Origin of the sequence: uncultured Streptococcus sp. (assembly GCF_963528215.1) — a bacterium.
In the GTDB taxonomy this organism is placed as follows: Bacteria; Bacillota; Bacilli; order Lactobacillales; family Streptococcaceae; genus Streptococcus.
This window is the reverse complement of the sequence record NZ_CAURVL010000002.1, coordinates 65,029-85,932: the sequence shown is the minus strand read 5'-3', so window position 1 is coordinate 85,932 and position 20,904 is coordinate 65,029. Positions and strand designations below refer to the sequence as shown.

The 20,904-nt window shown below is 41.7% G+C and carries 22 protein-coding genes; 18 read left to right on the top strand and 4 right to left on the bottom strand.

Translation table 11 applies throughout. The features are described from left to right. The first annotated feature begins 29 nt into the window (after positions 1 to 29). The 15 genes from argC (at position 30) to RWS24_RS01240 (ending at position 11,936) form a co-directional block, all read left to right on the top strand. Positions 30 to 1,052, top strand: coding sequence for an N-acetyl-gamma-glutamyl-phosphate reductase (argC, locus tag RWS24_RS01310; RefSeq protein ID WP_314364755.1), 1,023 nt, complete (start codon positions 30 to 32; stop codon positions 1,050 to 1,052). A 17-nt stretch (positions 1,053 to 1,069) separates the two neighbouring features. Then, complete coding sequence (argJ, locus tag RWS24_RS01305; RefSeq protein ID WP_314364754.1) at positions 1,070 to 2,263, top strand: bifunctional glutamate N-acetyltransferase/amino-acid acetyltransferase ArgJ; 1,194 nt, start codon at positions 1,070 to 1,072, stop codon at positions 2,261 to 2,263. Between the two features lie 11 nt (positions 2,264 to 2,274). Continuing rightward, positions 2,275 to 3,012: an acetylglutamate kinase gene (gene argB / locus RWS24_RS01300; protein WP_314364752.1), complete on the top strand. Its 738-nt coding sequence runs from the start codon at positions 2,275 to 2,277 to the stop codon at positions 3,010 to 3,012. A gap of 2 nt (positions 3,013 to 3,014) precedes the next feature. Then, complete coding sequence (locus RWS24_RS01295; RefSeq protein ID WP_314364750.1) at positions 3,015 to 4,157, top strand: acetylornithine transaminase; 1,143 nt, start codon at positions 3,015 to 3,017, stop codon at positions 4,155 to 4,157. A gap of 299 nt (positions 4,158 to 4,456) precedes the next feature. Beyond that, positions 4,457 to 4,798, top strand: a complete 342-nt coding sequence (locus tag RWS24_RS01290) for a hypothetical protein (RefSeq protein ID WP_314364749.1) — start codon at positions 4,457 to 4,459, stop codon at positions 4,796 to 4,798. An 18-nt stretch (positions 4,799 to 4,816) separates the two neighbouring features. Next, entirely contained in the window at positions 4,817 to 5,026 is a 210-nt protein-coding gene (locus RWS24_RS01285) for a helix-turn-helix transcriptional regulator (protein WP_061592685.1), read from the top strand. Positions 5,027 to 5,123: 97 nt separating this feature from the next. Beyond that, complete coding sequence (locus RWS24_RS01280) at positions 5,124 to 5,888, top strand: DUF3169 family protein (RefSeq protein WP_314364745.1); 765 nt, start codon at positions 5,124 to 5,126, stop codon at positions 5,886 to 5,888. 28 nt (positions 5,889 to 5,916) lie between these two features. Beyond that, entirely contained in the window at positions 5,917 to 6,459 is a 543-nt protein-coding gene (locus tag RWS24_RS01275) for a DUF3267 domain-containing protein (RefSeq protein ID WP_268701300.1), read from the top strand. After that, positions 6,456 to 7,157 carry a CPBP family intramembrane glutamic endopeptidase gene (locus RWS24_RS01270; RefSeq protein ID WP_002896027.1) on the top strand — a complete coding sequence of 234 codons (702 nt, stop codon included), beginning with the start codon at positions 6,456 to 6,458 and terminating at the stop codon, positions 7,155 to 7,157. The genes RWS24_RS01275 and RWS24_RS01270 overlap by 4 nt, the downstream gene beginning before the upstream one ends. A gap of 21 nt (positions 7,158 to 7,178) precedes the next feature. After that, positions 7,179 to 7,832, top strand: coding sequence for a type II CAAX endopeptidase family protein (locus tag RWS24_RS01265; protein WP_314364741.1), 654 nt, complete (start codon positions 7,179 to 7,181; stop codon positions 7,830 to 7,832). Positions 7,833 to 7,993: 161 nt separating this feature from the next. After that, positions 7,994 to 8,911: a diacylglycerol kinase family lipid kinase gene (locus tag RWS24_RS01260; RefSeq protein ID WP_314364739.1), complete on the top strand. Its 918-nt coding sequence runs from the start codon at positions 7,994 to 7,996 to the stop codon at positions 8,909 to 8,911. Between the two features lie 353 nt (positions 8,912 to 9,264). Continuing rightward, positions 9,265 to 10,200, top strand: coding sequence for an XRE family transcriptional regulator (locus RWS24_RS01255; RefSeq protein ID WP_268689955.1), 936 nt, complete (start codon positions 9,265 to 9,267; stop codon positions 10,198 to 10,200). A gap of 71 nt (positions 10,201 to 10,271) precedes the next feature. After that, positions 10,272 to 10,886, top strand: a complete 615-nt coding sequence (locus tag RWS24_RS01250) for a DUF6287 domain-containing protein (protein ID WP_314364736.1) — start codon at positions 10,272 to 10,274, stop codon at positions 10,884 to 10,886. 50 nt (positions 10,887 to 10,936) lie between these two features. Continuing rightward, entirely contained in the window at positions 10,937 to 11,554 is a 618-nt protein-coding gene (locus RWS24_RS01245; protein ID WP_314364734.1) for a DUF6287 domain-containing protein, read from the top strand. A 76-nt stretch (positions 11,555 to 11,630) separates the two neighbouring features. Continuing rightward, on the top strand, positions 11,631 to 11,936 hold the full coding sequence (locus tag RWS24_RS01240) for a hypothetical protein (RefSeq protein ID WP_002912062.1): 306 nt from the start codon (positions 11,631 to 11,633) through the stop codon (positions 11,934 to 11,936). Positions 11,937 to 11,994: 58 nt separating this feature from the next. Here RWS24_RS01240 and nrdF read toward each other — a convergent pair whose 3' ends face one another. The 4 genes from nrdF to RWS24_RS01220 form a co-directional block, all read right to left on the bottom strand. After that, positions 11,995 to 12,954 carry a class 1b ribonucleoside-diphosphate reductase subunit beta gene (nrdF, locus tag RWS24_RS01235; RefSeq protein ID WP_002900761.1) on the bottom strand — a complete coding sequence of 320 codons (960 nt, stop codon included), beginning with the start codon at positions 12,952 to 12,954 and terminating at the stop codon, positions 11,995 to 11,997. Between the two features lie 156 nt (positions 12,955 to 13,110). Beyond that, complete coding sequence (gene nrdE, locus RWS24_RS01230) at positions 13,111 to 15,270, bottom strand: class 1b ribonucleoside-diphosphate reductase subunit alpha (protein WP_314364733.1); 2,160 nt, start codon at positions 15,268 to 15,270, stop codon at positions 13,111 to 13,113. Between the two features lie 160 nt (positions 15,271 to 15,430). Beyond that, complete coding sequence (gene nrdH, locus RWS24_RS01225; protein ID WP_002897920.1) at positions 15,431 to 15,649, bottom strand: glutaredoxin-like protein NrdH; 219 nt, start codon at positions 15,647 to 15,649, stop codon at positions 15,431 to 15,433. A gap of 417 nt (positions 15,650 to 16,066) precedes the next feature. Beyond that, the gene (locus tag RWS24_RS01220) at positions 16,067 to 17,845 is read right to left on the bottom strand and encodes a serine hydrolase domain-containing protein (RefSeq protein WP_314364731.1); all 1,779 of its coding nucleotides are present in this window, start codon (positions 17,843 to 17,845) and stop codon (positions 16,067 to 16,069) included. Positions 17,846 to 18,082: 237 nt separating this feature from the next. On the opposite strand from RWS24_RS01220, the gene RWS24_RS01215 reads away from it, so the two are divergent. The 3 genes from RWS24_RS01215 (at position 18,083) to ptsP (ending at position 20,851) form a co-directional block, all read left to right on the top strand. Continuing rightward, positions 18,083 to 18,661 carry a TetR/AcrR family transcriptional regulator gene (locus RWS24_RS01215; RefSeq protein WP_314364729.1) on the top strand — a complete coding sequence of 193 codons (579 nt, stop codon included), beginning with the start codon at positions 18,083 to 18,085 and terminating at the stop codon, positions 18,659 to 18,661. A gap of 191 nt (positions 18,662 to 18,852) precedes the next feature. Next, positions 18,853 to 19,116 carry a phosphocarrier protein HPr gene (locus RWS24_RS01210; RefSeq protein ID WP_002929889.1) on the top strand — a complete coding sequence of 88 codons (264 nt, stop codon included), beginning with the start codon at positions 18,853 to 18,855 and terminating at the stop codon, positions 19,114 to 19,116. 1 nt (position 19,117) lies between these two features. Continuing rightward, positions 19,118 to 20,851, top strand: a complete 1,734-nt coding sequence (ptsP, locus tag RWS24_RS01205; protein WP_314364727.1) for a phosphoenolpyruvate--protein phosphotransferase — start codon at positions 19,118 to 19,120, stop codon at positions 20,849 to 20,851. Positions 20,852 to 20,904 lie beyond the last annotated feature (53 nt).

The window sequence follows — 20,904 nt, the reverse complement described above, 5'->3', positions numbered from 1 at the left end:
GCATATTTATACGGAGGTATTTTAAAAATATGCGAATTTCGATTGTAGGAATTACTGGTTATTCAGGAATGGAACTCCTCCGTATTTTACTGCAGCATCCACAGGCGGAAGTCGTTTCCCTTCATGCCAGCCAAGATATGAACTCTCCTGTGTCAGAGTTATATCCTCATTTGAAGGGGATTTGCGACCTGAAAATAGAAGCTTTCGACAGTCAGGCAATAATGCGACGAGCAGATCTTGTTTTCTTTGCAACGTCAAGCGGAGTGGCTAAAGATTTGTCAAAAGACTTTGTGGAAGCAGGATTTCCAGTTATTGACCTTTCTGGTGATCATCGTTTGCCAGGGAATATTTATAAAAAATGGTATCAGAAAGAGCCAGCTGAAGGCCATGTTCAAAAAGCGTTTATTTATGGACTGTCTGAATTTACAGATGTCAGAGGGGAGCGATTTATTGCCAATCCCGGCTGCTATGCGACGGCTACAGAGTTGGCTTTGATTCCCTTGCTGCAGGCTCAAGCTATTGAGTTGGGCTCCATTATTGTTGATGCCAAGAGTGGCTTGACAGGTGCGGGGAAAAATCCAGCTGCATCCAGCCATTTTGTCCATGTGCACGACAACTATGTGACTTACAAGCTGAATCAGCATCAGCATATTCCTGAGATTGTGCAACAGTTGCAGCGTTTTGATAAGAGATTGCAGCAGATTCAGTTTTCAACTTCCCTCATTCCGCTCAATCGTGGCATCGTAGCGACGGTTTACAGCAAGTTAAAAGAACCTTTGACTAGGGGAAAACTGATTGCTATTTATCAGGAATGCTATCAGGACAAGCCTTTTGTCCGTATCCAAGCTGCTCTGCCGAGTCTGCACCAGGTTGTTGGTACTAATTATACAGATATTGGTTTTGACTATAATCCTGTGACAAATATTTTAACTGTCGTAGCTGTGCTGGATAACCTGATTAAGGGGGCTGCTGGTCAGGCAGTTCAAAATATGAATCTGATGCTGGGCTTCCCTGAAACAGATGGTTTGCTCAGTCAACCGTCCTATGTCTAGATGAGAAAGGGTTAGATATGAAAACTATTGATGGAACGATTGCCAGTCCGTTAGGCTTTTCGGCTGATGGTTTACACGCTGGCTTTAAGAAAAAGAAGTTGGATTTTGGCTGGATTGTATCAGAAGTTCCGGCCAGTGTGGCAGGAGTCTATACGACCAATAAGGTCATTGCTGCTCCGCTTTTAGTTACCAAAGCATCAATCCAAAAGAGCCAAAAATTGCAAGCAATAGTAGTTAATTCTGGTATTGCCAATTCCTGTACAGGACAGCAGGGACTGGATGCTGCCTATGAGATGCAGCGATTGACTGCTCAAAAGCTGAAGATTGAGCCCGACTTGGTAGGTCTGGCTTCTACAGGAGTCATCGGCGAGCAGCTTCCAATGGATGCTCTGAAAAATGGTCTGTCACAGATTTTGGTGAGTGGTAAGGCAGAAGATTTTGCTGAGGCTATCTTGACAACAGATACTTGCACTAAGACCTGTGTAGTCACAGAAGAGTTTGGAACAGACCTGGTGACTATGGCGGGAGTTGCTAAGGGATCGGGCATGATTCATCCGAATATGGCGACTATGCTGGCCTTTATCACCTGTGACGCTAATATTTCTAGTGCTACCCTGCAAGCGGCTCTCAGTCAGCATGTGGAGACGACTTTCAACCAGATTACGGTGGATGGAGATACATCGACCAATGATATGGTGCTTGTTATGGCTAACGGCTGCCGACAAAATGAAGAAATTCTGCCAGATACGGAGGAATTTGAAAAGTTTTCCAAGTTGCTCCACTATCTTATGGCTGACTTGGCTAAAAAAATTGCCAAGGATGGGGAGGGAGCAACCAAGCTGATTGAGGTCAATGTTCGGCATGCCAAGGATGAACGGAGCGGGCGTATGATTGCTAAGAGTGTCGTTGGCTCTAGCTTGGTTAAAACCGCCATCTTTGGTCAAGATCCCAATTGGGGCCGGATCTTAGCAGCTATCGGCTATGCGGGAGCAGATGTCTCGGTTGATGACATTGATATTTGGATTGAGGGGATCCCAGTTATGCAGGCTTCTAGCCCCGTGACTTTTGACCCCGAGGGGACTAGTGATGCCATGGCTGGGGAGCTGCTGACCTTGATGATTGACCTACACGATGGGGACGCTGAAGCTCAGGCCTGGGGCTGCGATTTATCCTATGATTATGTGAAAATCAATGCCCTCTATAGAACCTAAGGAGAAATGCAATGAAAGATGTGATTGTTATAAAAATTGGTGGCGTTGCTGCGCAAAAGCTGTCTACTAAGTTTATCAAGCAAATGCAAGCGTGGATAGCAGCTGGTAAGAAAATCGTGGTTGTTCACGGGGGCGGTCTGGTCATTAATCAACTCATGAAAGAGCGTCAGCTACCTATTCGCAAGGTTAAGGGGTTACGGGTGACAGCTAAGTCTGACTTACCCATTATTGAGCAGGCCTTGCTTGATCAAGTTGGCCGGACGCTGACACAAGAACTGAACGATTCAGATATTGAAAGCCTTCAGCTGGTTTCACATTTGGGGAAGACAGTTTCGGCAGATTTTATTGATAAAGACCTCTATGGCTATGTCGGTCAGGTGAAGGCGATTCAAACTGCTTATCTAGAGCAGCTGCTGGCTGCGGGCATAGTCCCAGTGCTGGCTTCGCTAGGGGAAAATACGGCTGGCGAGTTCTTAAATATCAATGCAGACTATCTAGCAGCGGCAGTTGCCAGCAGCTTACAGGCAGAGAAACTAATTCTGATGACAGATATAGAAGGGGTTCTAGAGGACAAAAAAGTCCTGCCCCAGCTTCTGACCAGTCAGGTTTCCAAGAAGATTCAGACAGGTGTCATCAAGGGCGGCATGATTCCTAAGATCGAGAGTGCTGTTCAGACTGTGCTTTCCGGTGTCGGACAGGTTCTGATTGGCGATAATCTTTTGACGGGCACCTTGATAGCAGAGGGATAACGATGACTTATTTATTTGAAAACTACAAGCGGGCGCCTATTGAGTTTGTTAAAGCAGAGGGCTCCTATCTGATTGACAGTGAGGGAAAGTATTATTTAGACTTTTCATCGGGGATTGGTGTAACCAATCTTGGCTTTCACCCGCAGGTCCAGCAGGCTTTGATCCAGCAAGCAGGGCTCATCTGGCACAGTCCCAATCTCTATCTTAGCTCTCTGCAAGAGCAGGTGGCTCAGGAACTGGCAGGTCCTTATGGTTATTTAGCTTTTTTCTGTAATAGCGGAGCAGAAGCCAATGAAGCAGCTATTAAGCTAGCCCGCAAAGCTACTGGCAAGCAAGGCATTATTACTTTTCAGCAATCCTTTCATGGTCGGACCTTTGGCGCTATGGCCGCAACAGGACAGGATAAGATTAAGGAAGGATTTGGTGATGGAGTTCCCCATTTCAGCTATGCGGTTTACAATGATCTGTCCAGCGTAGAAAAGTTGGTCAATCAGGATACGGCAGCTGTCATGCTAGAATTGGTCCAAGGAGAATCGGGGGTTCGTCCAGCAGAAGCAGCCTTTGTCAAAAACTTATCTGATTTTTGCCGACGAGAGGAGATTTTGCTGATTGTTGATGAGGTCCAGACAGGTATGGGGCGCACGGGTCAGCTTTATTCCTTTGAGCACTATGGGATTATACCGGATATTGTGACACTGGCTAAGGGTCTGGCCAATGGCCTGCCCGCTGGTGCTCTATTAGGAAAATCCAGCTTGGCTTCCGCTCTTGGACCTGGCAGTCATGGCTCTACCTTTGGTGGCAATAAATTAGCTATGGCAGCTGCCTTGGAGACCTTGCATATCATGAAAGAAGCGGGCTTTCTAGAAGAAGTCAGATCTAAGAGTGATATCTTATTGGAGCAGCTGCAGCTTGCTTTTCGGGACCATCCAAAGATTTCTGCTGTTCGAGGCTTGGGCATGATGATTGGGATTGAAACAAGTATTAGTCTGTCAAGGCTTGTTGAAGCTGCTCGCCAGAAGGGCTTGATTATCCTGACAGCCGGAGAAAATGTTATCCGTCTCCTGCCGCCTTTGACTATCAGCAGGGAGGAAATTCAGCAGGGAATTGCTATTTTAAAAGAAGTATTTTCTCAAGTAGATGAATAAAGGAAAAGAGAGTGGGACAGAAATCGGTAATTCGTTAGAATTCGATTTCGTCGTCCCACCTCCGCACAGTTGAGTAGGGCTGTAAAAGCTGATGAAATCAGCGTAGTAGAGCCCACTCAACCACTGCGTCTTGCTCGACAATCCAAAGACAATTGAGAGGCTAGGACTTTTGTCCCAGCCCCTTATTTGTCTATGATAATGGTGTTTTTGACAAAGATTATTATTTTTTTGACAAATATACTTGTCAAAAAGAAAAGAATCTGTTACAATGCTTTTGAACAGGAAATGGAGGGACGCTTATGAATGCATTCTTATGGTTCTTGCTTCCGATGACTTTTATGGTTTTTATCTTTGGGATTGATTGGATTGATTCTTCCAATAAACTAAAACGGATGCAGGGACGGATAAAATCTTTAGAAAGAAAAAGAAAGGGGAACAAAACAATATCAAGATTTTTAAAAGAAATGATTGGAAAGAAGCCGACAATTATGAGCGAGTCAATTGGAACCAATAACTGGCTGGTAAACTGGCTGGTAGTGGATGTGGATGAAGAATGGGTCAAGCTGAGCATGACAGATAAAAAAGGTCAGACCAAGACCAAGCTGATTCGTATTGAAGACATTCGGTCTATCGAGCTTTAGGAGAAGTGGGGGATTTTAATGAAATTAAGAAATCGACTCAAGGAGTTGAGGGCGCGTGACGGTCTCAACCAGACAGAACTGGCTAGGCTGGCCGGTGTTTCCAGGCAGACAATCAGCCTTATTGAGAGAGGCGAATATACCCCATCGATTGTGATTGCCCTTAAGATTGCCCATATTTTCAATGAAAATGTTGAGAATATCTTTCGGCTGGTGGAGGAAGCAGAATGAAGAACCGATTAAGATTCATTTCAAGAGGAGCTAAAACAGTCCTTCAGCCTCAGCATTCTTGTATCATCTATTGTAAAAAAATAAAGGAGAAGAAGTCGTGAAAGAGCAAAAGCGTATATCTACACAGAAAAGAGTTTTATATAATGTCCTTATATTGCTAGCTGGAGCTTTTGTAGGTGCTCTGTCTGTTTTGTTTTCTGAAACTGGTCTGCTAAAAAACATCAGTTGGTCGGCTATTTTTACTGTTCAACTGCTGCGCCAGTTGGGTCGGGCTAGTCTTATCATCCTCTATCCATTGGTCTTTTTCTTGATTTATCGGACCCGTAAATACAATGAAGCTTATGAAAAAGAAGCAGATGAGGATAAGAATTATGAATGGTACCGCTTAACCTTTAAAAATCTGGAATATGCGACTATTGTCTTTAATATCAGCAGCGCTATCGTTCTTTTTACGATTTTAGTTGGAGTCGTTTTTATTGAAAATATCACTAATCATAAGAGCCCGCTTCAGTGGAGTCTTATAGATTATGCGATTGCCTTTCTTTATTTTATTTTGCAAGTTATCTTTTTAAAGACAGTTCAGAAGGTACGGCACTATAAGCTATCAGCCTTTCCGACTACTGAGGAAATAAAAGAATTTGCCCTCTCTTATGATGAATCAGAGCTGCAAGCCAACTATGAACAGTGCTATCTCATTCTCTTCAATGTAAATCAGAGACTTCTGCCAGCCCTCTATGTCATTTTAGGGATACTGGGAGCCTTCACACCTCTCAATGTCCTTTCCAGCTTTGTCGTCCTGGTGGTAATCCATATCTATATCAATCTTATGTATTATCCAATGGTAAGAAAATATTTCAAATAAGCTTATTTCCCAATGAAAGGCGGAAATTATGAAACTACTGAAAGAACTTGATTTTATCCATAATAAAAAGGTCAATCTGGCTCTGAATATAATGGCTGTATTGCTGATCTTCCCTTTTCTAGCCCTCTTTACCTGGATTGCTATTCTGATGTATGGCAAGGGTAGCGAAGTTTTTCATTTCTTTGACTTATTCTACCTCCTTGTTCTAATGGTCATTCATGAGCTGATCCACGGCTTTTTCTTCAAGGTCTTGGGGGATGAAAATACCAAGGTCAAGTTTGGTTTTAAGAGCGGCATGGCCTATGCGACTAGCCCAGGCAGTCGTTACAGTCGGAAAAGGATGCTCGTCATTATCCTGGCACCATTCTTTCTGATTAGCCTAGCCTTGACTTTGATCTATGGCTTGCATATTCTAACTGCGGCTTCTTATATCGTCCTTGCTAGCTTCCATGCAGCCGGCTGTGCAGGAGATTTTTTCCTCGCTGCCGCTATTCTCCGGCAGAAGGGGGAAATCGCTGTTGAGGATACGGAAGTCGGGATCAATATTTATCAAAAGGAGAATACAAAATGAACAACTTCAAATCAACTGCTTTAGGACTTGTAAAATGGATAGGCTTAATTGCTCTTAGCCTCCTTATAAATGTTGCTCCGATGCTATTCTTAAGGCTCGGGAAGAGTTTACCTATTTATGCAGAAATCTTATTGGTAGCCTTGTATCTGGTTTTAGTTTTCCTTATTTTTCGTAGCTTATGGCGGCGATACCAAAAGCATGTACCTGAAGAAAAGAAAAAATTTAAACTGTCTGGCAAGGACATCGGTTTTGCTTTTCTATTCTTTTTCCTTGCCAGAGTGGCTGCTATTGTTGGTGTTTATCTTAATCTCATCCTGAGCGGCAATTCCCAGACCAGTAATGACAGTGCCATACAAGGGCTAGGGGGAATGATGTCTTCGCAGCATATCTTCTTTGCTTTGCTCTTTGTTGCAACGATTGCTTTTATTGCTCCTATCATGGAAGAATTAATTTTCCGCGGTTTTGGGACTGCCTTCTTTTTCAAAAATAATCAAAAAGTTTTGCCTGCTATTGTGACTTCTGTGGTCTTCACTCTGCCTCATATCACCCAATTGACAGAGTTCCCAATTTATTTTGCACTTGGACTGGTTCTTTATTTGTCCTATGCTCGTCGGGGGAATATAAAAGATTCCATGTTGGTGCATATCCTGAACAATCTCCCCATGGCTATAATACTGCTGCTAGCTATGTTTAAGTAAATCAATCTATAAGGAATCACTATGAAATTAAAAACTTTCTTTACTAATTTTGGCCTTTATATTCTTGTCCTCTTATCCTATTTTTATATCTTTTCGGCTATAGTTGTCTTCACTATAGGTTCCCTGACAGGAGGACTTTCTCAATTATTGATTTTGCTGATTTTTGTCATACTTGCGAGTCTCTATTCTTTTGCCATGTGGAAATGGTACCAGAAAGATTTAAAACTGGAAATCAAAAATACCAAGCTGACCAGCTCTATCTGGCTTCCCAGCGTTCTCTTGCTTGCTTTTATTATCTTCCAGCAGCTCGTTCCTATTGAATCTTCTGCCAATCAGAATGCTGCTGTAGAGTTGATTCAGCAGCAGCCAGCCTTTGCCTTCCTATACATGGTAATCTTTGCTCCTATTCTAGAGGAGTTGCTAACACGAGGATTTTTGGCTAAGTTTCTCTTTCCCGACCAAAATAGTTTGGCGAAAATCCTGCTCTATTTAACTGTATCTGCCAGCTTCTTCTCTCTTCTGCATCTGCCGAGCAATCTAGTCCAGTTTCTGGTTTACTTCATCTTGGGGGCAATTTTCGGCCTAGGCTATCTAGCCAAGAAGGACCTACGTTACTCAATGGGGCTACATTTGGCCAATAACCTCATTGCCTTTGTTCTCATTGTCTTCTTTTAATAGAAAAACTAAATATAAGACAGCACTTCTAAAGTTAGACAGAAAAATCTAACGCAAGAAGTGTTTTTCTGTAAAATTGAGTTTAAATACCAAACTGCTTTTCTGGTCTCTCGAAAGCTAGCAGTTTCAAATTCTTGTGAAAGTGTTTTCCAGATGGTATAATGAGCTATCAAATGAAAAGAGGTTTCCTTATGTCTAAAGTCCTATTAATTGTCAACCCTAGCTCGGGAGGAGAAAAAGCCAAGTCCTATGAAGACTTGGCAAGGGAAAAGCTGGCAGCATGTTTCGATGAGGTAGTGGTTAAGCATACTGAAAAAGGCGGAGACGCAGCAGCTTTTGCTAAGCAAGCGGCAGAAGACCATTATGATAGCGTCTTTGTCATGGGTGGCGATGGAACGGTTAATGAAGGAATCAGCGGCCTGGCTGAACTAGACTATCGTCCGACCTTTGGTTTCTTTCCACTTGGTACGGTCAATGACTTGGCGCGTGCTCTCGGCATTCCTCTAGATGCTGAAGAAGCCATCCAGAATCTCGATATCAACAAAGTCAAGCCACTTGATATCGGCAAGATTAATGACCAGTACTTTATGAATGTGGTTGCCATTGGAACTATTCCAGAGTCAATCAACAATGTAGATTCTGAAGACAAGACCAAGTGGGGTAAGTTTGCCTACTTTATCTCTGGTTTCAAGCAGTTGATGGATACTAGTTTTTACGAATTTCACTTGAAGATTGATGGAGAAGAGCGCACGATAAAGAGCAGTACACTCTTGATTGGATCTACTAACTCAATCGGAGGTTTCGAAAGCATTCTCCCTGAAGCCACTGTCAATGACGGCTTGCTTCATCTCTTGTATCTTAAGGATAAAAATCTCTTGGATACCTTGGTTTCTGTTCCAGATTTGATTTCGGGCAATGGTGAAGAAAGTGATAATATCGAGTATCTAACCTTTAAGGAAATCACAGTTGAGTTGGCTGATGCAAACGCAGAGCTCAGCGTCAACGTTGACGGAGATGAGGGCGACCAATTGCCAGTAACGATTCGTGTCTTGCCATCTCACTTGAATGTGTATTGCTAATTTTTTTGTGTTTAGACTCAAAAAAGAATATGGTAGAAGGACTCCAAACTTTTAAGTTTGGGGTCCTTTAATATTTGTAATATGCTAATTTTTAGATTTACATACTTTTCTCAAGTGATGGCGGACGTCAGCGACCTCCTGCAGAGTTCCATGACTAGCTATTGAGCCTAAGGTCTCAATAGCTCCGCTCTACCTAACTGTTGCAACAGTTAGGTAGATTTCATCACTGAGAAAAGGAAGTAATCTTTTTAGAATTTTATTAGTAAAATCTTTCCAGTTATGCTATAATAAATCTAGAACAACATGATAACATAAGCAAAGGTTTCCTAATTTATTTGGGAGGGGAATTGACGATGCAAGGAAAAGAATTTGGACAGCATTTGAAACAGCTTCGATTAAATAGGGGCTGGACCAAGGAGCAATTGTGTGGTGATGAGTCAAAGCTTTCTATACGGCAGTTAACGCGTTTGGAGTCCGGCATTTCCCAGCCGACTCTCTCTACTTTAGAATATCTGGCTTCCTGTCTAGAGGTTGATTTGGCAACCTTGATAGGAAGTAAAAAAGAAGATGCCGCTCTACCTGCTGATTACCAGCGCTTGAAGTATAAGCTGATTCGCACGACCACTTATGGCAACTCTGAAGTCTTGTCCGAATTGGAGCATATCATAGATGAGATTTTTGAAGTTTATTACGATGATTTGCCAGAAGCTGAGCAGAATGTAATGGATATCTTGCAATCAAAGATTTATACCTATACTTCTGAGAATTTCCAGAAGTATGGAATGACTCTCTTTGCCCAGCATTTGGATGATTTACAGAGTAAAAAGCATTATGACGTGAATGATTTACTCTACATCCAGCTCTATCAGATCTATGTGGGAGATGAAGAGGAGATTCGGTCATCTAAGTTTGATAAGGAATTATATACAAGAATCGCTCGGCGATTACTGCAGTCAGTTGACTATATTCCAAATGAATATCTCTTTCTCATGCGAGATGCTCTACTAACAATCCCAGGTATTGAGTGCGAGCGAAAAGAGTTCATTTATACAAAAGATACACTCAACAAACTTAATATAATCATGGAATTGACAGAGGACTATCAAAAGAAACCGCTGATAAGAATGTTAGAGGGAGAATATGAGCTTTTCGTACACAAGGACGAGAAAAAGGCTCAACAATACTACGAAGAGGGACTGACGCTGGCGAAATTGTTAGGTCATACTTTTCTATCTAAAAAAATGTCTGAGGAGTGGAATAAAGAACTTCAGATCTATCATCAAGGCTAACAGGACATCTATGTCCTGTTTTGGCAAAATCTTTCGTGTTATAATTAGGCAAACCTAAAGGAGGTCCTTTTATGAAAAATGCAAAATTAATGTTTCTTGCGACTGCGCTCGCTTCTTCTATTATCTTGCTTGGTGCTTGCAGTAAACAGCAGGAGAAGCAAACATCTCAAAATAGCAGCTCTAGCCAAACAGTTCAAACTTCTAAATCAGATTCTAAGTCTGAAGCGAAAGCTGTTCAATCAGCTAGCCAAGATGAAACTAATGTAGCGTCAGTATCTTCTGAAGCTCAGCCTAAAAATGAAACAAAGTCTGACACGAAAGCCCCAGCTACTCCAGCAACGAGTATTGACGTCAATGCTTTGGCAGCAGGAGATTTTTCGACTGTAGCCGGTACTTGGCAAAATGATTTGGGGGATGTGATAGTATTGAATAATCAAGGGGTTGTTTCTCATACTCTGAATGGAAAAGAATCCAGCGATTATACTTTACTAAAAGGTCAAGTAAGCGATGGTAGTTATGTATCTACTCTTGCTTATACTGCTGGTAGCAGCAGCGCAACCTTTTTAGTGATTCCTGAAGGAGCTGTTTTGCCTGATACTGGAAACGAAAATCCTAAAGCACAGATTCGAGTTGGACAAGATGCTATCACTGCTTCCCAGCATCCGTATTATCGAGTAGCTGATTAACTAATTTTATTTGATTATTATATGTTTGAAACTTAGAGGAGTTTCCCTTTATGAAAAATGCGAAATTTCTGCTTACTAGTACAACGCTTGTTGCGTCCGTTTTCTTACTTATTTCTTGTGGCAAACAGCAGGAGAAGCAAACATCTCAAAGCAGTAGCTCTAGTCAAACAGTTCAAACTTCTAAATCGGATGTCAAGTCTGAATCAAAAGCTATTCAATCAGCTAGCCAAGATGAAACTGATGTAGCGTCAGCATCTTCTGAAGCTCAGCCTAAAAATGAAACAAAGTCTGACACGAAAGATTCAGCCACTCCAGCAGCAGGTATTGATGTCAATGCTTTGGCGGCAGGAGATTTTTCTACTGTGGCTGGTACCTGGCAAAATGATTTGGGAGATCAATTTGTTATTGATGTCAATGGTTCAACAGTGCTCAAACGAAGTTCAGGCGAAGTGATTGACAATAATACCTTTTACAATGGTAGAGTTGATAATAATAAATATGTCGTATCTTTTGGGTACTATAGCTCTGGTAGCAGTGATCCCTTGTTCTTTATTCCAGAAGGTGCTGCATTGCCCTTGACAGGTAATCCTGCTCCAAAAGAACAATTGCAACTAGGCAGCGATGCTATCACTGCTTCACAGCATCCGTATTATCGCGTATCTAATTAGTGACTGTATAGGTGGGGTTAGGGATGATGTTCCCAGCTCCACCTTTATTTGGATAAAGACATGAAGGGAGTAAAAAATGGCCACCTTAATGATGAAAAAAATAGCTGAGGACTTAAATAAGATTAGAGTATTGGATGAAAATGGAGCTTTGGTGGCTTACTATGCCCTTCTGCCGGCTGACTTTTCTGGTGGTGACAGCAAGCTTTATCTTGAAAATCCAACGAGTCAAAGGCGGATGTATAGAATTTATCAAAATATGAAGCCCTTTTTATTTCCTATTGTCCCAGCTCATGATTGTACCGTGATTTATCTAACATCTGAGGCTGGAGTTGAGATTACAGTCGCAGAACATCTGGAAGAATATATCTACGATAATCAATAGATTAATAGACAGACAAAGAACCCCTCTTTCCAAAATCCGGAAAGAGGGGTTCTTTGTCTTATAAACCGTAATTATAGTCGTCATCCTGCATGGCTTCAACTTCGCCTAGCAGGTAGCCGTTACCCACTTGGGAGAAGAAGTCATGGTTGGAAGTACCGGTTGAGATACCGTTCATGACGATAGGATTGACATCGTCCGCTGAGTCTGGGAAGAGGGGATCCTGTCCCAGATTCATCAGAGCCTTGTTGGCATTGTAGCGCAGGAAGGTCTTGACCTCTTCGGTCCAGCCGACTGTGTCATACAGGCTTTCAGTGTAGCCTTCTTCATTTTCATAGAGGGTGTAGAGCAGGTCATACATCCATTCTTTGAGTTTTTCTTGCTCGTCTTCTGGCAATTCGTTAAAACCTAGCTGGAACTTGTAGCCGATATAGGTTCCGTGGACAGACTCGTCACGGATAATCAGCTTGATAATCTCAGCGACGTTAGCCAGTTTGTTATTACCCAGATAGTAGAGCGGAGTAAAGAAACCAGAGTAGAAGAGGAAGGTTTCCAAGAAAACACTGGCTATTTTCTTTTCCAGAGCTGTACCGTTCAGGTAAATTTCATTGATAATCTCTGCTTTCTTTTGCAGGTATGGATTGGTGTTGGTCCAAGCAAAGATTTCATCGATTTCTGACTTGGTATTGAGCGTAGAAAAGATAGAAGAGTAAGACTTGGCGTGAACGGACTCCATAAATTGGATGTTGTTGAAGACAGCTTCTTCATGGGCTGTGCGGACATCCTTGCGCAGGGCATCCACACCAGATTCAGACTGGAGGGTATCCAGCAGGGTCAGGCCACCGAAGACCTTGCCGACCAGGTCTTTTTCCTTGTGGGACAGCTTTCTCCAGTCATCCAGGTCATTGGATAGGGGAATCCGCGTATCCAGCCAGAATTGCTCGGTCAGTTTTTCCCAGGTGGACTTATCGATGACATCTTCAATAGCGTTCCAGTTAATGGCTTTATAGTAAGTTTGCATTCTTTCTCCTTTAGTAGATGGTACGACCTAATGGAGTATCAGCTATCACTTCTTGGATACTGTCTCAATACTCCATGATTTTACCTTCCTGACAATGATGAGGAAGGTAAAATTGTGACATGGTCGAATTTCCTTTTCTTTTTCTAAAATCTCTTGTTAGATGACACAGCTTTCACATTGGTTGGCACCTACTTCGCCGCCATCATCAGTGAAGGTGCGGACGTAGTAGATGGACTTGATTCCCTTGTTGAAGGCGTAGTTACGCAGGATAGAAAGGTCGCGGGTTGTCTGCTTGCTTTCTTTTTTCCATTCGTAGAGGCCTTTAGGGATATCGCTGCGCATAAAGAGAGTCAGGGAAAGTCCTTGATCCACGTGCTCAGTTGCGGCTGCGTAGACATCGATAACCTTGCGCATATCCATGTCATAGGCGCTGGTATAGTAAGGAATAGTCTCAGTTGACAGACCAGCAGCAGGATAGTAGATCTTACCGATTTTCTTTTCTTGACGTTCTTCGATCCGCTGAGTAATTGGATGGATTGAAGCAGAAACGTCATTGATATAGCTGATAGAGCCATTTGGTGCAACAGCTAGGCGGTTTTGATGGTAGAGACCATCAGCCTTGATCTTGTCGCGCAACTCTGCCCAATCCTCTGCAGACGGGATAAAGATGCCTGCGAAGAGTTCTTTGACACGGTCAGACTGAGGTACAAAATCACCCGTCAGGTACTTGTCAAAGTAAGTGCCGTTGGCATAGTCAGATTTTTCAAAGTTGTGGAAGGTCACGCCACGTTCGCGAGCGATATTGTTAGACTCAACCAAGGTCCAGTAGTTCATGAGCATGAAGTAGATGCTAGTGAACTCTACAGCTTCCGCAGATCCATAATCGATCAACTGCTGAGCTAAGTAGCTGTGCAGTCCCATAGCTCCCAGACCAAAGGTGTGCGCCAGACTGTTACCATTGTCAATAGATGGCACAGCTGTGATGTGCGAGCTGTCTGTGACAAAGGTCAAAGCGCGTGTCATAGTTCGGATGGATTTTCCGAAGTCAGGCGAAGTCATCATGTTGACAACGTTGGTAGAGCCTAAGTTACATGATACATCTGTTCCCAGGTGAAGATACTCTTGCGCATCATTCAAAAGGCTAGGCTCTTGTACTTGCAGGATTTCAGAGCAAAGGTTACTCATGACGATTTTACCGTCAATTGGATTTGAACGGTTGGCCGTATCAATGTTTACGACATAAGGATAGCCAGATTCTTGTTGGAGTTTAGAAATTTCTGTTTCCAAATCACGAGCCTTGATCTTAGTCTTAGTGATATTTGGATTAGCGACCAATTCATCGTATTTTTCAGTGATGTCGAGGTAGGCAAATGGCACACCGTACTCGCGTTCAACAGAATATGGGCTGAAGAGGTACATTTCTTCATTTTTACGCGCCAATTCGTAGAACTTATCCGGAATGACGACACCGAGTGAAAGGGTTTTAACCCGAACTTTTTCGTCGGCGTTTTCTTTCTTGGTAGAAAGGAAAGAGATGATATCTGGGTGGAAAACATTGAGGTAAACAACCCCAGCTCCCTGACGTTGGCCCAGCTGGTTAGAGTAAGAGAAGCTGTCCTCAAAGAGTTTCATAACAGGCACAACCCCAGATGCAGCTCCTTCATAACCCTTGATAGGTGCTCCAGCTTCCCGCAGATTGCTGAGGGAAATACCGACCCCGCCTCCGATACGAGACAATTGCAGGGCAGAGTTGATGGAGCGACCGATGGAGTTCATATCATCTGTTACTTGGATGAGGAAGCAGGAAACCAATTCACCGCGACGAGCCCGACCAGCGTTGAGGAAGCTTGGTGTCGCCGGTTGGTAGCGCTGGTGGATAATTTCATTGGCAATATCCTTGGCAATGGCTTCATCTCCGTTGGCAAAGTAGAGAGCGTTGAAGAGTACCCGATCTTCCATGCTTTCTAGGTAGTATTCACCATCATTTGTCTTCAGTGCATACTGGTTGTAGAACTTATAAGCAGCCATGAAAGATTTAAACTTGAAATCTTGAGCATGGATAAAAGCAGTCAACTCCTCGATGTATTCAGGAGAATAAAGTTCAATAAATTCCTTCTCCAAATAGTTTTCTTCTATTAAATATTTAATTTTTTCTGTGATAGAAGAAAATTGCTTGGTGTTTGGCTCAACGTTTTCTTTAAAAAAAGCTTTTAAGGCTTCTTGGTCTTTATGAAGCATAATCTGACCATTAACTGGACGGTTGATTTCGTTGTTGAGTCGGAAGTATGTCACATCCTCTAAATGTTTGAGTCCCATGTTTTTCCTTTTCTATATAAATAAGATAATTAGCTAGCGGAAAAATATCCGCCTTACAAAAGAAACGGCCCCTATGAGCATAGGAGCTGCAGTTTGCCCTGATAATCTGTCTTTTAGTTTATCTCCCAATCAAGGCGCGCTGCCCTCAAAATAAACTACATTAAGACAGTTTTTTCAATTTACCAGGTTGGAAACCAGAAAATGCCTCAGTTGCTGTCTGAATCACAGGAGCAGCGTTGAAACCAAGATCTTTGACATGGTCAATGAATTCTGGCTGTTCGTCCAAGTTGATTTCGCGGTATTCTACATGATTAGTATCTAAGAAGCGCTTGGTCATTTTGCACTGAACGCAGTTGTTTTTTGAGTAAATAGTTACCATTAAAAATTCCTCTAAACTTTCGTTTTTTCTTTTAAATAATACGAAACTAGTATATCTAAAAGAAAATAGAATGTCAATAGTTTTGAACTAAATATTGTGTGATATTTTGTTATAGGATAGATTACAATACAATATATAGTGTTTGTATAAGCGGTGAAAAGAAGTGAAAAATTGCAGAAAAGGAGCAAAATGCTGTTGCGGCAATGCTTAAACAAGTCTTAAAATGTTAGAAAAATGACTAGTAGCTTTTCCTCCCCAAAACCAAAATCCAATATCTTGTGTTACAGAATTTAGGGAATCACTAGCAGGAGTGGAGGGAGGAGTTTTTGGATCTGAATTCGAGCTAGATATTTTTGATTGGAATGTAAAAACTCCCTGCAAATGTTGCTGCAGGGAGCTAGGGATAATATGTTATTTTTAGTAGGCAGCCCACCATTGATAAAGAGACCAGTAGAGAATATTGGCGACCATGATTAGAGAGGATAGGCTGGCAATACTAGTGATAAATAATTTACTCTTACTCCATTTTTCCTTGTTTTTAAGATAGAAAGGATAAAGAGAGCCGATTGCAAGAAGCAGAGCTAGAATGGCTAATGTTATAAAGTTCCAGTTATAGTCAGCATCTGCAGCATTCATAAGTTTAGTAAAGATATTGAATAGGTTGAAAGGAATGCTTAAAATAGCGGCATTGGTTAGGTATATCCATATTTTCCATGCTAATGAAGTCTTCTTTTGGGATTTTTTTAGGATAAGGCGATAAAGATCGATACCTGCATTGGTAAGGAGACTAATCGCACTAAACAAAATGGCCAATCCAGCAAGAAGGAGCATCCCGTAGTCTTTGATAAGATCCCAATTAGATTGCCGAAGCGCGTCGCCATAGGCTCGCGTGATTTTTTCTTGTCCTTGTGATTCACTAGCGACCCAGAAATCTCCGTTGAGCTGAGCAGCATCTGCTTTCTCATTGATATAGTAGGTATATCCCGGAACTGTTCTTAAGAAAGAGAAGGGACCACTATTGAAAGTACGGGCGCTGCGATAGTAACCAGGATGGAATTTTGCATAAGATTGTTTGTTTGGAGATTTTTTAGGACCAAATACTAGCTCGGGCATCTTGTAATTATAGATTTTTTCTTGAAATTGGTTCGTCATAATGACTTGCCCAATACCAGACTCTAAGTCAAGTAAAATGTAAGAAGAGAATCCTCCAGAATTGCCGCCGTGTCCAATAACTCTGACCCCATATTCTTGATACCAAAATCCGTGTGCATTCAGAGGGATATCTGTACCTGGATAGGTAGAGCTTGCAGTATATAGAGTTTTCCAAGTGTCAGGATGTTTGAAAAGTTCTTTCTTTTTTAGAAGGGCTTGGGCAAATTTCTGCAAGTCGTCTAAGGTTCCTGTGGCACGGCCGACAGGATAGAGACTTAGTTCAAAGTCTGAATCTTTTTTATAATTTCCATTAGCATCATAGCTTTTGACTTCTTTATGTTTTTCATAGACATATGCATTATCGGACAAGTCAGGCAAAATAGCCGTTTTTTCCATCTCTAAGGGTTTAAAGATGTGCTCATGGGCATAGTCGGAAAATGATTGTCCACTAATTCGCTCAACAATATAAGCGGCTAGTCCGGTACCAAAGTTAGAATAGGCAGTAGTCGTACCTGGTTCAAATACTTGATTAGGTTGTCTGGTCTTCATCAGTTCTTCAATACTTTTATCCCCTTTTAGGTAAGTATTTTGCTCGTCAAATCCGGCTTGATGATTCATCAAATCTAGCATAGTAATAGGTTTATCGAAATTTAAATGTTTGAGAAAGTCCTTGGGCAGGTAGTTTTTTATATCAGTCTCAAGATCAATTTTTCCTTCTTCCCAGAGCTGCATGACAGATATCCAGACAGTCAGCTTAGTGATAGAACCCCATTCAAAAATGGTGCTATCATCAGCTTTGGTCTGTTTTTCCTTATCAATATAGCCGAAATTTCCTCGATAAATGGTTCCATTTGTATCAAAAACAGCTGTTTCCATAGCAGCGGATGTCTTTTCATTTTTTTTATAAAAATCTTCTATCTTTTGACCGATCTGTTCATAGCTATCCCCTGTAGGTAAAGTCTTACTATCCGCCAATACAGGGCTTGGAATGATAATGCAAAGTATAGGGAGTAGTGAGCAGATGAATAATAGTAATTTCTTCATAGCGTCTTCCTTTCATAAAAATAGAGACTGGACCGTCTATAACCTCTATTTCTTTTCTATTAAATATAGCGCGCCTTCAATAGACAGAAGAAATAGAGAAATCAGTTCTTTTCTATAAAAAAGATTGCAATTGTAGCTAAAGTAAGATATATTTAACGAGTAGCTACAAAGTAATTATACCATATGACCGAAATTGTGTAAATAGTCATATTCGATTTTAAAAAAGAAAGGGAAGCTATGCCAAAAGGGTTTACAATAGAAGAAAAGAGAATATTAATTGAAAAATTTAAGAATGCTTGCAGTCAAAGCTGGATGAATTTTGGCTATAAGAAAACGAGTGTTGATATTCTCTGTCAAGAAGTTGGGATTGCAAAAGGTTCCTTTTATACCTTTTTTAAAAATAAAGAAGAGCTCTTCTTTCAGGTTTATCGCGATGCACAAGACAGGATTTTTTCCATTTTTGAAGTTATTTTGAAGGATAATCCATCAAAGGAGGGGCTGTCTAAAGCTTTGAAGGCAGTCTTTAAAGAGTATGAAAAAAGTACATTTGTCTTTGATACAAAGAATCCTGATTACTTAAACTTTAATAATAAACTGAGTCTTGAACAGCGACAAGAAATTGATGCTCAAACGGCTCGTCTGAATGAAGAAATTTTTTCTCAGTCTTTTCTAAGTTTAAAGATTGATAAGGATTTAGCTATTTCTGTTTTATTTGCAACTATGTCTACCATTACACATAAGGATCAGTTACCTGTTGATATTGAACAAGTTTTTGATTTTATGATTGAAAATTTGGTGGAAGTCATTTTTGAATAAAAGCTGAAAGATGGGGGCTTTGGCTTGGAAATTCCACCTTCAATATAATAAGAAGTGCTTTCATTTCCTAAGAAATATTTTGTAAGCGGGCCATAAAATTCTTGAAAAAGATTTCAAAAGGTGATATAATATCAACTTGTAAGGGTTATCACAATAACTCAAAAAGAATTATTTAAAAGGAGAGTCTAACTATGGCTTCTAAAGATTTCCACATTGTAGCAGAAACAGGTATTCACGCACGTCCAGCAACTTTGTTGGTTCAAACTGCTAGCAAATTCGCTTCAGACATCACGCTTGAATACAAAGGTAAATCAGTAAACCTGAAATCAATTATGGGTGTTATGAGTCTTGGTGTAGGTCAAGGTGCGGACGTAGTTATCTCAGCTGAAGGTGCAGATGCAGACGATGCCATCGCTGCAATCTCCGAAACAATGGAAAAAGAAGGATTGGCTTAATATGACAGAAATGCTTAAAGGAATTGCAGCATCTGACGGTGTTGCCGTTGCTAAGGCATATCTATTAGTTCAACCGGATTTATCATTTGAGACTGTTTCAGTCGAAGATACGAATGCAGAAGAGGCTCGTTTGGATGCAGCTCTTGAAGCTTCACAGAACGAGCTTTCTGTTATCCGTGAGAAAGCAGTAGATAGCCTTGGTGAGGAAGCCGCTCAGGTATTTGACGCTCACTTAATGGTACTTGCTGACCCTGAAATGGTTGGGCAAATCAAAGAAACAATCCGTGCGAAAAAGACCAATGCAGAAGCTGGTCTGAAAGAAGTAACGGACATGTTTATCACTCTCTTTGAAAACATGGACGACAATCCATATATGCAGGAACGTGCGGCAGATATCCGCGACGTGACCAAACGTGTTCTTGCTAACCTTTTGGGCAAGAAATTGCCAAACCCAGCGTCTATCAATGAAGAATCAGTTGTGATCGCTCATGACTTGACTCCTTCTGATACAGCACAGCTGGATAAGAAATTCGTTAAAGCTTTTGTAACCAATATCGGCGGCCGGACAAGCCACTCTGCTATCATGGCGCGTACGCTTGAAATCGCAGCAGTATTGGGAACTAATAACATTACTGAGCTTGTAAAAGACGGCGATGTGATTGCAGCTAATGGTATCACTGGTGAAGTGATTATCAACCCAACTGAAGATCAAATCTCAGCATTCAAAGCAGCTGGTGAGGCTTATGCTAAGCAAAAAGCTGAATGGGAATTGCTTAAAGATGCTCAGACTGTGACTGCAGATGGCAAGCACTTCGAATTGGCAGCCAATATCGGTACGCCAAAAGACGTTGAAGGTGTCAATGCTAACGGTGCAGAAGCAGTTGGTCTTTACCGGACTGAGTTCCTTTATATGGATTCTCAGGACTTCCCGACAGAAGATGAGCAGTATGAAGCATACAAGGCTGTGCTTGAAGGAATGAATGGAAAACCAGTAGTTGTTCGTACAATGGACATTGGTGGAGATAAGGAGCTTCCTTACTTCGATATGCCGCATGAAATGAACCCATTCCTTGGTTTCCGTGCTTTGCGTATCTCTATCTCTGAAACTGGCGATGCTATGTTCCGTACACAAATTCGCGCTCTCTTGCGTGCTTCTGTACATGGACAATTGCGCATCATGTTCCCAATGGTAGCCCTTCTGACAGAATTCCGCAAAGCTAAAGCGGTTTATGACGAAGAGAAAGCTAAGCTGCAGGCTGAAGGCGTTGCAGTAGCAGACAATATCCAAGTGGGTATCATGATTGAAATTCCAGCAGCAGCTATGCTGGCGGATCAATTTGCTAAGGAAGTAGACTTCTTCTCTATCGGTACCAACGACTTGATCCAGTACACTATGGCAGCTGACCGGATGAATGAGCAAGTCTCTTACCTCTATCAACCTTACAACCCATCTATCCTTCGCTTGATCAACAATGTTATCAAGGCAGCTCATGCTGAAGGCAAGTGGGCAGGTATGTGTGGAGAAATGGCCGGCGACCAAACAGCGGTACCATTGCTCGTAGGTATGGGCTTGGATGAATTCTCTATGAGTGCGACTTCTGTTCTTCGGACTCGTAGCCTCATGAAGAAGCTGGATACGAAGAAGATGGAAGAACTGGCTCAGCGTGCACTGACTGAATGTGCAACGATGGAAGAAGTTCTTGAGCTTGAAAAAGAATATCTTGACTTCGATTAATCTGAAAAATTAAGATCAGGAAAAATTTCCTGGTCTTTTTTTGTTGTAGCTTC